The sequence below is a fragment of the Amycolatopsis coloradensis genome, assembly GCF_001953865.1.
Taxonomy (GTDB): domain Bacteria; phylum Actinomycetota; class Actinomycetes; order Mycobacteriales; family Pseudonocardiaceae; genus Amycolatopsis; species Amycolatopsis coloradensis.
Window position 1 is genome coordinate 161,905 of sequence record NZ_MQUQ01000004.1, and the last position, 13,028, is coordinate 174,932.

The window sequence follows — 13,028 nt, forward strand, 5'->3', positions numbered from 1 at the left end:
GGGGCCCCGCCGTCTCGGCGGGGCCCCTTCTCATGTCAGCTTGATGTCGGTACCGGTGAGGTTCTTCATGTCGGTCAGTGTCGGACCGCCGAAAGCCCGCAGTACCAAGGGTTTCGCCTCCTTGGGGAGGTCGAAGTAGAGGTCGAACTCGACGCGCACGCCGCGCCCGAGTTCGAACTTGTCGGGCTGCCGTTTGATCGTCATGGCCTGGTTGTCAACCCCGATCACGGCACCGGACTCGGTGACGAGCTGCTGGCGTCGGGTGTCGAAGAGGATTCCGGACACGCCTTTCCCGGTCACCACCAGCCGGAGCCGGACGAAGTGTCCCTTCGCCTCGAATTCGGCGTGGCTGCCGGTGAGGCTGGGCAGTCCGGTGGCCAGTCCGATGAGGGAGAACTCGGTCTCCCCGTTGACCGCCGCCGGCAGGTGCAACGCGGTCTCGTCCGGCCGGACCTCGCGCGCGGGCAGGTCGTAGACGGGCTTGGCGGGGGCCTGCTGGGGCTGGCCGCCGGAGCAGCCGGTCAGCAGGAGGACGGACAGGGCCACCAACGTCAGGCTTCTTCTCATCGGACGATCTCCCCCACGTTCCGGCGAATGTGAACATTCTCCTCGCTTGATCGGGTTCGTCCACCTCGGTATAACGGGGTATGGCCCCGATTCCGTGTTCCGACCTCTCCCCTGCCGCTTGGATCGCGTCGAGCGACCTGCCGTGGCAGCGGCTGGTGGCCTTCGGCCCGGCGGGCTTCGACGGGTACGCGCGGCTGCGCTTCCTCCCGGATCCGGCGTTCGACGGCCAGAGCGAGAACGACGTCACGGCGCCGGAATCACCGGAAGACGAACAGTTCCGGCAGCTGTTCGAGAACCTGGCGCACGCCACCCGGACTCCGGAAGACTGTTATTTCTGTGTCTGGGATGGCTACGGCGACATGTTCGGCAGCCCCAAGGTCGTTGTCCCCGAACGGAACTACTTCCTGTTCCGTGGCGGGCTCGAAGAGGCAGGTTTCCGGGGAGCACAGGGGCCCGCCTTCGCCTGGCCCGCCGATCACGCCTGGTGCGTTGCCAAGGACGTCGATCCGCATTGGGCGGGTATCGGTGCCGCCGCCGACGTTCTGGACCGGCTCGTCGGAGCTGCCGGGTTGGACGTCGTGCTCGCCGACCCCACGCGGGAGCAACCGGCCTACCGTTAGCCCTGACATCGGTGGCGAGTCGCTTGGCCCCGACGTCGGTGAGTTCGACAATGTGCCGCCGCCGGTGCACCGGCGCGCACGGTCAGCGCGACGAGATGTCGTGGCGCAGGCCGAGCGGCGCCAGAGCGGACTCACTGCGCGACCGGATCCGGGCGTCGGCGCAGTCGAGCGGGGAAGATTCAGGACGTTCGACGTCCCGAATCTTCCCCGCTCAAGCCCTGGCCGCGACCAGTGAGCAGGCAGGTACGAGTCCACCGGAACCATCCTTACCGCTCACGAAGACCTAGCCGATTCCGGCCGCGAAGACGTGCATCGCGGTGTTCGAAGGCAGCGTCACCGCGACGACCTCCTTTCCCGCGGTCACCGGCACGGAGTTCGCGAACACGCGATACGGCGTGGTCGGATAAGCCGCCCCGGCGCGGGTGTTCTTGCCCATCACGGTCGCCACCGTCGTCGCGCCGTACTGGGCGGGATCGGCGCAACACCAGTTGGGGAAACCGAGTTCCGCCTGACTCGTGCTGCCGTCGGCGTAGCGGACGACGACCGTTCCCTTGGCCGTTCCCGTGCCGGTTCCCGCCAGCACGAGTTTGGCCCCGGTACCCCGCACCGCGACCGTCTGCCCTGACGCGAGGACGTTGTCCTTCTCACCCGCACCGGTGCTCGGCCAGGTCAGCTGAGCGCCGAGGGCGGTGAAGCCCGCACCGGGTTTGAGCCCGGCTCCGGCGAGACCTTCGGCACGGAAGCTGCTGCCACCGCCGTCGAGGTCCCCCATCGCGACGTGAGCCGCGTCGGTGACGCCGACGTTGCCGTAGGCCGCGGCGAGCGAACCATGCGGGACGGTGACCGTCGCCGAGTCGGTCACCCGGTTCTCCCCCAGCCGCGCCTGGTACGAGGCTGTCGCCGTGAGCTGGTAATCGTCCGGCTTGATCCCCGCGTCCGGCGTCACCTTCACCGGGACCCGCACGGTCCTGCCGGGCATCACCAACCGGGGGCCACCGGGCATCTCGACCCGGAAGCCGTTGGCGGGCAAGGAGAACGTCACATCCCGGACCGGCAGCGGCGTGCCGTTGGTGAAGCTGAGGGTGCCCGTCGCGGTCTGACCGGGACCGGCGACCGCCGGGACGGACAGGGTGACCGATCCGTCGCGATCCTCGGGGAAGATCCCGCCGACCGCGCTCGTGCCGAACAGCCGGACGTCCCGCCGGTCACCGGCACCGATCTTGCCGGTCTTGACCCGCGCGACCCCGCCGGTGGCCGGATCGAACCACCAGCCCGACGGCGCCGCGTCCAGTTCGGCCTTGCTGCCGTACTGCCGCAGGATCGACGTCCCGGCGAGGACGGTCGCGGGTTTGCTTCCCGTGTGGACGGTCAGCTGGTAGTTCCGCGAGGCGGGCTTCCCGGCGTAGGAGCCGCTACTGGCACCGATCCCGACGGTCACCGTGCCCAAGCCGGACTTCGGCGCGTCCACGGTGAAGGTCTGCTTCGCCTGGTCGCCGTTCTTGTATGCCCGGGTCACGCCGTCGTCCTCGGTGAGCGTGAACGAACCCTTTCCCCGCGGGTAGACGTCGAGGTCGAGCACGCCCTTGTCCCGGGTCTGCCACGACTTCGTGCCCTCGGCCCACATCGGCACCACGGCTCCGGCGCGGACGAACAGCGGCAACGTGTCGAGCGGCGCGTCGTAACCGTCCACAGTGGTCGGTCCGGTGTAGGTCTTGCCGCTCCAGTAGTCGACCCAGGTGCCCTTGGGCAGGTAGATGCCATCGCGGACGGTGGAGTTCTCGTAGACCGGCGCGACGAGGAAGTCCCTGCCGGACAGGAACTCGTACTTCGCCTTCTCGCTCCAGACGTTCGGATCGTCGGGATACTCGAGTGCCAGCGGGCGGACCTGCCCGACGCCGGTCTGGTGCGCCTCCACCGAATGGCTGTAGGTGTAGGGCATCAGCCGCTCCTTGAGCAGCAGGTACTTGCGGTTGATCGAGGTGAACGGTTCGCCGTACCGCCACGGCTGCTTGTCCGAAGCCGCCCACCCGTCCATCGTCATCGAGACCGGCAGGAACGACTTCCATTGCAGGTCGCGGACGTAGGTCTGCGGGCTGCCGCCGAAGATGCCGTCGATGTCACCGGTGTTGTACGCGATACCCGACGTCGTGGCGCCGGCGTACGTCGGGATCTGCCACTTGATGTAGTCGTAGGAACCGGCCTGGTCGCCGCTCCACAGTACGCCGCAGCGCTGCGCGCCCGCCCAGCTGACCGGCGTCCAGACGAATCCGCGGGCGTCGCTGTTGTCCTCGATGCCCTTGTGCGCGGTGTCGCAGGCGTCCAGCGCGAACTGGTAGCCGGGGCCGACCCACGCGACGTCGAGTTTGCGGACCCGCACGCCCGCCTTGACCTCTTCGGCCTGGTTCGGTACGCCGTTCTCGGTCCACAGCCCGAGTTGCATGCCGTTCTTGCGCAGACCTTCGCCCGTCTGCCGGAGGTTCTCGTACCCACAGCCGTAACCGTCGTTGACCAGCATCCAGCCGTTGGGCATCCCGTGCTCGGTGTAGCCTTCCGCGACCTTCACCGCGTCGAGCGTATGCCGTTCGCCGCGGTTGGCGTTGTGCAGGTAACAGTCGGCGTCGCCGGTCTCGAGCCCGTAGAGCGGTGGCAGGAAGGGCTTTCCGACCAGATCGGTGTAGCCGGTGATGACGTCCTTGAGCCCGTCGCCGACCACGTAGGTCGCGTCGAAGCGGCGCTCGTCGTGCGTGGTGCGCACCGGCTCGGCGAAGGCGTACGTGCCTTGCGCGAAGGTGTTGCGCAGCACGCCGTATCCCGCCGTGGAGGCGTAGAACGGCTGCGAATTCGGTGCCCCGCCGTCGTTCCAGTTGTAGTCGGCGAAGATCCGGATCGTCTGGTCACGGTGGCTGAACCGGCCGTTCTGTTCGCCTCCCCCGACGAACTGCTCGGTCGCCGTCCGCGCCAAGGTCTGCGTGGTCTGTTTGTCGGTCCAGGACAGCGGCGCCGACTCCTCCCAGAGCCGCTTGCGGTCCGCGCCGTCGTACAACGCGAGCCGCATTGGATGCTTGTACGCCCGCAGCGTCGCTTTGGCCGTGGAAACCGCCCAGTAGTCGCCTTTGTCGGCCTTCTTCGGCGTGACCGGGGAGCCCTCGCGCGGCAGCACGATCTTGCTCCCGGCGGGATCGCTGAACGTGCCGTCCGGTGCCAGCCAGACACGGACGGCTCCTTCGGCCGGGAAGCTGACACGCACCGCGGCGTTTCCCGAATTCAGCGTGACCGTCGGGCCTTCGCTGGAGATTCCGGTCAGCTCCCCCAGCTTGCCGGACGGCGCCGCGGCCGGATCGGCGTGCGCGGCGACCGGGGAAAGCCCGAGAAGGGCCACTGCGACCAAACAACGCAGGGATTGCGCAACTCTGCTCATTTGAGACACCTTTCGCGCATGAATACGCAATATGGTCTCTGTATAGCGCACGGTCCGCGCGAAGTCATCCGCCGAAGCGGTGCTGCCGACTTTCGTCGGGTCGCACGAAGATCCTTGTGCGACAACGGGTGCTCGTGCCCTGGATGTGATGAAAGGGTCTTTCAGGACACAAGATGCCCTGAAAGACCCTTTCGTGACACTCGGAGGTGACGGGTGCCGGTCAGACGGCCTGGACCTCGATCCCCGCGGCCTCGAAAGCACGCAGGATCTTCGGATCGGCGTTGGAGTCGGTGACGAGGGCGTGCACCTGCGTCGTCGCGCAGATCCTGGCGAACGCGCGACGGCCCAGCTTCGAGCCGTCGGCGACCGCGACGACGCGTTCCGCCCGCTCGACCATCAGCCGGTTGATGCTCGCTTCGCCCTCATGGTGGGCGAAGGCGCCCGCCTCGGCGTCGAAGGCGTCGACACCGAGGAACAGCAGGTCGATCGTCAGTTCACTGAGCACCCGCGTGGCCAGCGGGCCGCTGAGTTCGAACGACTGCGGCCGCGCGACACCACCGGTGACCACGATCTTCACATGCGGCCGCACCGCGAGTTCGTGCGCGATGTTCAGCGCGTTGGTGACCACCGTCAGCCCCGGCGAATCACGTACGCCCGCGAGACCGGACCGCGTGGCCAGCGACCGCGCGACCCCGGCCGTGGTCGTGCCGCCGTTGAGGCCGACCACCATGCCCTGCGCCACGAGTGACGCCGCGGCGACGCTGATCCGCTGTTTCTCGGGCACGTGCCGCGCGGTCTTGTACCGCAACGGCAGGTCGTAGGCGAGATCGTTGGCCACCGCGCCACCCCGGGTTCGGGTGAGCAACTGCTGCTCCGCCAGGTGGTCGAGGTCGCGCCGGATCGTGGCCGCGGAGACGTTCAACTCTTCGGCGACGTCCTCGACGTCGATCTTTTCCCGCTGCCCCAGCAGGTCCAGCAGGGTGCTCAGGCGTTCGTGCCGGGCCATCCGCGCCACTCCTAGCTCGCTGCGGCCTATCGCGCATGACGTTGCGCTGTTGGCCACTGTTTCGAGCAGTATGCTGCATCGCGGTTGTCCGCCGCGCGCGGCACGCCGGTCGAGCGGCCGGCCGGTCACTTCATGCGGAAGTCGTACCGCGCCGGCAGCGGTTCGTCCGAAACCGCCGCCCAAGTGTCCGAAAGAGACGTTTCCCCTTCCCTGATGTCGGCGACCTCGAAACCGATGTCGTACACGGCCTTGGCCCCGGCGAGATCCCCTTCCGCCAGGCGGGTGCGGGCCGTCAGCAAGGCGATCCGCCCCTCCAGCGGGAGTCCGTCCAGCAACTCGGCCGCTTCACCCGCAAGTCCCGCGGCGAGCTGCGCCGCGATCGCCTCGACGACCAAAGGACGCAGCGTCGGCGCGAGGGCGACCGCTCGCCGGTACAGCCAAGCAGCCTCGTGTCCCGACGTGGCGACCGCGAGATTCCGCAGCGCCCAAGGATTCTCGGCCGCCGAGACGGACTCGCGCCAGGCACGGACGGCGTCCGAATGCCGTCCGTCCGCCCAGTGCGCGACGCCGCGGTGATACCAGGTCAGCCAGTTCTTCGAGGCGTACTCCATCAGATCCGCCCAGTACCGGTTCACCAGTGTCGGCGGGGGCACGGCCAGTGGATCCCCGTCCGGCGGCGTTCCGTCGAGCAACGCGAGCCACGGCTCCTGGTCCGGCCCGAGCGAATCGTCCGGGAACGGCGTGCCGGGCAGGCACATCGGCGCCCGCCGGTTCTCCAGCGCGCCCCAGCCGGAACCGGTGGCCAGGAACGATTCCGGGGTGACGTCGGCGATCTTCCGCCAGGCGTCGTGGTACTCGTCCAGCATCTCCGCCGACGGCAGCCCGGCGACGACGGCTTCGCGAGCCGCCGTCCAGTCGTTCCCGTGCACCGCCGCCGGATCGGCGGTGACCGGACCATAGGCCTCCAGCCAGTCCCAGCCCTCCCCTGGCGGCAACCGCAGGTGTTCCAGCTGGGTCCTGGCCAGGCCCGCTTGGATCTCCAGGTAGCCGCCCGCGCCGGGAGCCAGCCACTCCTGCCAGCGACGGCCACCGTCGGATTCGCCCCACAGGAACAGCTTCCGCCCGCGCAATCGCCCGGTGGACAGCTGGGCCAGCCCCGTCCCGTCGCTCTCGACGGCCGCGACCCAGGGCCGTCCGGTCACCTCGAAGAAGTAGTCCGCCGCGGCTTCGGCACGGGCCGGGTAGGTCAGTTCACCCGGGACGTCGACCAGCTCGAGCCGTCCCGAATAGCCGTAATGCCACGCACGTGTCGCGGGTGCCAGCACCCGGGTGCCCTCGTTCCGCGGCACCGCGATGTTCGACCACCAGTACACCGGGACGTCGTGGGGATGCGGGTTCCGGATCCGCACCGCCACGAGCAGGTGATCGGACCCGGCCGGCAGCCGGAAGTCGATCTGGTACGGCAGATCGCGGGTGCGTTCCCATTCCCACAGCCGCAGCACCGGTGTGCCGTCCGGCCCCTCGATCGCCGCGGCGAACATCGGTTCGCAGGTCAGCGTGGTGTGCCCGGTGCTCCCGAGGTTCCATTCGACGCCACCGGCGAACCAGGCGTCCCGCAGGGCGAGGTTCGCGGGCTGGAACACGGGATTGCGATACAGCAGCTCGCGTCCGGACGGTTTGTGGAAGAGCGAGTACAGCCGCCCGCCCAGCGACGGCAGCACGGTGGCGCGGAGCCGGTCGTTCTCCAGCACCAACGCCGGAAGCTCGCGTTCGGCGCGTTCGCGGGTGTAGCCGTCCCGCAGCAGACACGGCAGCGTGGTGTCCAGGCGGCCGTATCCGATGCCTTCCGCCAGGTCCGCGGGCAGTTCGTCCACATTGGACACTGTTGTCACCGCTTCGGGCTTCCGAAGCGGTGGCAACGGGTTCTCCGGTCCCGGATCGGCGGCCGGGAGCACCAGCCCGGTGCGGTACAGGCGGGTCATGCGTCGGGGAGCCGATCACCGGTGGTGGCGTCGAACAAGTGCACCGAACCCGGCCGCGGGGCCAGTGTGATCGGCTCGCCGCGCTGCCACGGGGCCATGCCCGGAGTGCGGACCGTCAGCACTCGGTCGCCGTCGCGGCAGTAGAGATACTGGTCGCTGCCCAGTTCCTCGACGACCTCGACGACGGCCTCGTAGCCACCGTCCCCGATCGTCCAGCCTTCAGGGCGGACCCCGACGACGACGCCGGGACCGGTCAGCGCGGATCGCTGCGCCGGAGTCAGCGGCAGCCGTGTCCCACCGACGACGGCGCCATCGGTGTCCACAGTGGTCTCCAGCAGGTTCATCGCCGGCGAGCCGATGAATCCGGCGACGAACACGTTGACCGGCCGCGCGAACAACCCGACCGGTGTGTCGCATTGTTGCAGGACGCCGTCCTTCAGCACCGCGACCCGGTCGCCCATGGTCATCGCCTCGACCTGGTCGTGCGTGACGTAGAGCGTCGTGATGCCCAGCCTCCGTTGCAGGGAAGCGATCTGGGTCCGCGTCTGCACCCGGAGTTTGGCGTCCAGATTGGACAGTGGTTCGTCCATCAGGAACACGCTCGGTTCCCGTACGATCGCCCGGCCCATCGCGACCCGCTGCCGCTGCCCGCCGGACAGCTTCGCGGGCTTGCGGTCCAGGTAGTCGGTCAGGTCCAGCACGGCCGCGGCCTCGCGCACCTTGCGTTCGCGTTCGGCCTTGGGCATCTTGGCCAGCTTCAGGTGGAAGCCGATGTTCTCCCCCACGGTCATATGCGGGTAGAGCGCGTAGTTCTGGAACACCATCGCGATGTCGCGGTCCTTCGGCGGCAGTTCGGTGACGTCGCGGTCGCCGATGTGGATGGAGCCGTCGTCGACGCCTTCCAGCCCGGCGAGCATCCGCAGCGTGGTCGACTTGCCGCAGCCGGACGGGCCGACCAGGACGAGGAACTCGCCGTCGGCCACCTCGAGGTCGAGGCCGTCGACGGCCGGGCGCTCCACCCCGGCGTAGAACCGCGTGGTGTCGGAGAAGGTCACGGTGGCCATCAGGTCCTACTTTCCGGCGCCGAGGGTCAGGCCGGTGATGATCCGGCGGGCGAGCACGAGGTAGAGCACGAGCATCGGGAGCACGACGATCGCCACCCCGGCGATCAGGCCGCCGTACTCCGACTGGTAGCTCGCGGCTCCGTAGAAGGTGAAAAGCGCGCGGGAGAGGGTGAAGTGCGCCTGGTCCTTGAGGAACACGATCGCCAGCAGCGTCTCGTTCCACAGGCCGATGGCGTTCAGTGTCAGCGCGGTGATCATGCCGCCGCGGGTCAGCGGCAGCATGACCGAGAAGAACGTCCGCGTCGGCGACGCGCCGTCGAGCGCGGCCGCCTCCTCCAGCTCGTCCGGCAGCGACCGGAAGAAGCCGGTCATCAAGAACACCGTGAACGGGATGGACAGGGCCACGTACAGCACGAACAGGCCGTACTCGTTGTCGAGGTGGATCTTGCTCAGCACCACGAACAGCGGGATGATCACGGTCTGGAACGGCACGCCCATCCCGATCGCGACCGCGTTGGTCATCGGCCCGGAGCCGCGGACGCCGAGCCTGGTCAGTGCGTACGCGCAGGGCGCCGAGACGGCGACCGTCACCACCGTCGCGAGCCCGACCAGGACCACCGTGGTCAGCACGGCGTCGCCGAAACCGGCGTTGTTCCAGGCGTAGAGGAAGTTCCGGAACGGTTTGCCGTTCTTGAACCACTGGTACGGCAGGGCGAACGGCTTGGTGAAGATCTCCACCGGCGTTTTGAACGAGGCGGTGAGCAGCCAGTACAGCACCAGGATGTTGCCCGCGGTGAACAGCCACACGATGGTGGAACCCAGGACCCGCAATGGACTGAACCGTTTCGAGCCCGGCGCGGGCCGCGGTTTGCGCGGTGGCTTGCGCACCGGCTTCGCCGGCGGGCGCGCGGGCGCCTCGACGTCGGTGACGGACATGGGGTCTCCCTCAGAACTGGATCGCGTCACGGCGCATCAAACGGCGGAGCAGGACGACGAGCACGGAAACCAGCGCGATCATCGCCACCGCGCAGGCACAGGCGGCACCGAAGTCCGGGGTGCCGTTCGAGCCGAAGGTCCGGTCGAACACGTAGATCCCCAGCGTCCACGCCTCGTTCGGCGGGGCGTAGGTGCCCGGCCCGGCCAGCACGAACACCAGCTCGAAGATCTTGAGCGCGTTGATCGTCCACAGCACGCCGGCGACGCCGACGACGTCCCAGGTCATCGGCAGCGTGATGTTGCGGAACTTCTGCCACGGCGACGCGCCGCCCAGTTCCGCGTCCTCGTAGAGATACGGCGGGATCCGGTCGACAGCGGCCATCAGGATGGTGATGTAGAAACCCGAGCTGGCCCAGATCAGCGACGCCGTCACCACATCGGTCACATTGGACGGTGCGAGGAACTTCGCCGCGTCCGCGCCGAGGCTCTCCATCACGTAGTTCGCCAGCCCCTGTTTCCCCGGCTGGTACTTGAAGACGAAGCCGAGAAACATCCCGAGTGCCACGGGCGCCACGATGTTGGGGAAGAACAGGATGGCGCGGACGGTCTTCCCGCCCTTCATGTCCCGCAGCACCATGGTGAACAGGAACGCCAAGGCGAACGTGCCGATGCCGCCGAGGAAGACGTAGATCAGCGTGTTGCCGAAGGCGTACTGGAACGAGTCACTCGCCACCATCTGCGTGTAGTTGGTGACACCGTTGGGTTTCGGCGTGTCCCCGGCCCCGGCCCAGCTGGTGAAGCTCAGCACCACGGTCGCGATCGTCGGCAGTACCAGGAAGGCCAGGTACAGCGCCAGCGCCGGCGCGGCGAACGGCCAGAACAGCCGCTTCTTGCGGTGCAGGTGAGCCCCGGCCTTCACCGCCCTCGCCGACGGTGTCGTCGGCGTCGTGACCGTGGCCATCAGCCCTGGTTCTTCCAGAACTCGGCGCCCTTGGTGGCGAGCTGGTCCACGAACTGTTCCGGGGTGAGCTGCCCTTTCAGCAGGGCGATGTCGGCCGGATCGAAGACGTCGGTCTGCCATTTGCCGCCGGCGACGCCGTCGATCCCGTCGTACTGCAGGACGTGTTCCTTCTTCGGGTCGTCCAACGCGGCCTTGACCTGCTTGAGGTCGTCCGGCACGGCAAGGTCGGCCCGCGGCACGAGGTTGTCGGCCACCGCGGGAATCCCGGAAAGCAGGTCCTTGTTGAGGAAGTAGGCGATGAACGCCTTGGCGCCCTCGGCGTGCTTGGCCTTCTTGGTCACCGAGAAACCGATCGACATCTGCTCGACGGTGTCGTGGGTGGCGCCCTCGGGCATCGGGAACTGGAAGGAGCCGTAGTTGATCTTCGTCCCGGCGCCCTGCTTGTCCAGGTACTCCCGGGTCTCGCTCGGCGCCCAGCTGCCGACGTAGAGGAAGCGGGAGTCGCCGTCGGCCCAGCGTTGCTGCACCTGCGGGAACTTCGCCGCGTCCCAGCCATCGATGAAGTACTTCGGCAGCTTCGCGGTCTCGGTGGCGGCCTTGAGGAAACCGGGGTCGGTCTTCCACGCCTGGCCGGTCTTGTCGGTCGCCGCCTTGTACAGCCCGCCCGCGCCGACGTACCGCTCGGCCAGCTGGGTGTAGAAGTACATGTTGTAGAACGGAATGTCGCCGTCGAGGCTGATCGCGGCCTTGCCATCGGACTTGGCCTTGTCGAACAGGCCGATCAGCTCGTCCATCGTCTTCGGCTGCTGGATGTCACCGGCGGTGTCCTTGTCGAACCACCACGCGCTCGACTGGATCGTGTACGGGACCATGAAGTTGTGGCCCTCGCGGTCCTTGTTCTGCGGGAAGTCGTACGAGCTGGGCGAAAGCACGTCCTTGACGGTCTTGTCGCCCTCGCCGACCTTCATCGCGAACACGTCGTCGACGCTCTGCGTGCCACCCGGCGTCATGATCGCCGCGCCGACCTTGCTGACGTCCTGGTCGAACAGGTCCGGCACCGCGTCGGTGTTCAGCGCGGGCACCAGGTTCTGCGTGTAGGCCTTGCGGCCCAGCCACTGCACGTCGACCTTGACGCCGGTCTTCTCCGTGAAGCATTTGAAGGCCTTCTGCAAGACCTCGCCCTGCGGTTCGTCGGCCGTCCACATGGACCAGTACGTGAACTCCTTGTCCGTGGCGGGTTTCATCGCCGCTTCCGGACAAGGCGCGTTGAGGAACTGGTCGACGCCGGGGAGCGCGTTCTCGCCGGTGCCACCGGCCGTGTCCCCGCCGCCGCATCCCGCGAGCAGGAGCGCCGCCCCTGCCGTCGCTGACATCACTGTCGTGAGCCTGTCTACCCGCATCCGCCACCACCTGGATCGAAGATCACACAAGTTCTGCTAGTTATTGCGCAGTTTTGTGAGGTTTCACGCACATGTCAACACTCAATCGCGCAAAGTCTGCTCAATCGTCACCTTTTCCGGTGCGGATAAGACAACCTTGAGCACTCCCAGCAAACGTCGCACCTCGACGGCGACGGCGGACCGTCCGGCGCCGAGGTACTTCCGCGGGTCGACGCGTTCCGGATGCGCGCGCCAGTCGTCCGCCGCGGCCGCGGTGAACACCTTGTTGAGCTGGGTGGCGATATTGATCTTCGTCATCCCGGCCCGCACCGCCTCGGCCAGCCCGTCGTCGGGCACACCTGACGAGCCGTGCAGCACCAGCGGCACCGGCACACGCTGCCGCAGCCTGCTGATCAGCTCGAAGTCCAGCGCGGCGTCACGGGTGAGCATGGCGTGCGAACTGCCGACGGCCACCGCCAGCGCGTCGACGCCGGTCGCCGCGACGAACTCCGCCGCCTCGTCCGGATCGGTGCGCGCGCCGGGGGCGTGGACGCCGTCCTTTCCCCCGACCTCTCCGAGTTCCGCCTCGACCCACACTCCGTGGTCGTGGCAGTACGTGGCGATCTCCTTGGTGGCACGCACATTGTCGGCGTAGTCCAGTTTGGACGCGTCGAACATGACCGAGCCGAAACCGAGCGTGACCGCCTCGCGGACCAGGTCCGGCGACTCGGCGTGATCGAGATGCACCGCGACCGGAGTGACCGCCCCTCCGGCCGCGGCGAGCGCCGCCGCGCCGATGGGAGCGAGTGCGCCGTGGTACTTCACGGCGTTCTGGCTCAACTGCACGATCACGGGTGTTTCCGCGGCGGCGGCCCCGGCCACGATCGCGGTGATGTGCTCCAGCTGGATCGCGTTGAACGCGCCGCAGCCGTGCCGGGCCGCCGCGGCGGCCCCGACGATCTCCCCGGTTCCCACCAGAGGCATGACGGTTCTCCTAAGGCGTATCTGGTAAATCGGTTCGATGGACGTCGTGATCCAGGTGGTTCCTGGGGGTGCGGGCCCTTCGGCGTCGTACCGGGTCGTACTCGGCCGAAG

General features: G+C 68.0%; 10 protein-coding genes. 1 reads left to right on the forward strand and 9 read right to left on the reverse strand.

Translation table 11 applies throughout. The features are described from left to right. Positions 1-30: 30 nt before the first annotated feature. Positions 31-567 (reverse strand): hypothetical protein, encoded by a 537-nt coding sequence (locus tag BS329_RS07805; protein WP_076157307.1) that lies wholly within the window; start codon positions 565-567, stop codon positions 31-33. Positions 568-647: 80 nt separating this feature from the next. Between BS329_RS07805 and BS329_RS07810 the strand changes: the two genes are divergently transcribed. Then, a complete protein-coding gene (locus tag BS329_RS07810; RefSeq protein ID WP_076157309.1) occupies positions 648-1,187 on the forward strand; it encodes a hypothetical protein in 540 nt (179 codons plus the stop codon). A gap of 283 nt (positions 1,188-1,470) precedes the next feature. Here BS329_RS07810 and BS329_RS07815 read toward each other — a convergent pair whose 3' ends face one another. From BS329_RS07815 to BS329_RS07850, 8 genes are all read right to left on the reverse strand, one after another. Further along, positions 1,471-4,605, reverse strand: coding sequence for a TIM-barrel domain-containing protein (locus tag BS329_RS07815; protein WP_244197062.1), 3,135 nt, complete (start codon positions 4,603-4,605; stop codon positions 1,471-1,473). Positions 4,606-4,825: 220 nt separating this feature from the next. Next, the gene (locus BS329_RS07820) at positions 4,826-5,611 is read right to left on the reverse strand and encodes a DeoR/GlpR family DNA-binding transcription regulator (RefSeq protein WP_076157314.1); all 786 of its coding nucleotides are present in this window, start codon (positions 5,609-5,611) and stop codon (positions 4,826-4,828) included. A gap of 125 nt (positions 5,612-5,736) precedes the next feature. Further along, entirely contained in the window at positions 5,737-7,593 is a 1,857-nt protein-coding gene (locus BS329_RS07825; RefSeq protein WP_076157316.1) for a DUF5107 domain-containing protein, read from the reverse strand. Next, complete coding sequence (locus tag BS329_RS07830) at positions 7,590-8,657, reverse strand: ABC transporter ATP-binding protein (protein ID WP_076157319.1); 1,068 nt, start codon at positions 8,655-8,657, stop codon at positions 7,590-7,592. Before BS329_RS07830 ends, BS329_RS07825 begins: the two co-directional genes overlap by 4 nt. A gap of 6 nt (positions 8,658-8,663) precedes the next feature. Next, positions 8,664-9,593 (reverse strand): carbohydrate ABC transporter permease, encoded by a 930-nt coding sequence (locus BS329_RS07835; protein ID WP_076157322.1) that lies wholly within the window; start codon positions 9,591-9,593, stop codon positions 8,664-8,666. A gap of 10 nt (positions 9,594-9,603) precedes the next feature. Further along, positions 9,604-10,554: a carbohydrate ABC transporter permease gene (locus BS329_RS07840; protein ID WP_076157325.1), complete on the reverse strand. Its 951-nt coding sequence runs from the start codon at positions 10,552-10,554 to the stop codon at positions 9,604-9,606. Next, positions 10,554-11,954 (reverse strand): ABC transporter substrate-binding protein, encoded by a 1,401-nt coding sequence (locus BS329_RS07845; protein WP_076157327.1) that lies wholly within the window; start codon positions 11,952-11,954, stop codon positions 10,554-10,556. Before BS329_RS07845 ends, BS329_RS07840 begins: the two co-directional genes overlap by 1 nt. 81 nt (positions 11,955-12,035) lie before the next feature. Further along, positions 12,036-12,917, reverse strand: coding sequence for a class II fructose-bisphosphate aldolase (locus BS329_RS07850; protein ID WP_076157330.1), 882 nt, complete (start codon positions 12,915-12,917; stop codon positions 12,036-12,038). Positions 12,918-13,028: the final 111 nt, after the last annotated feature.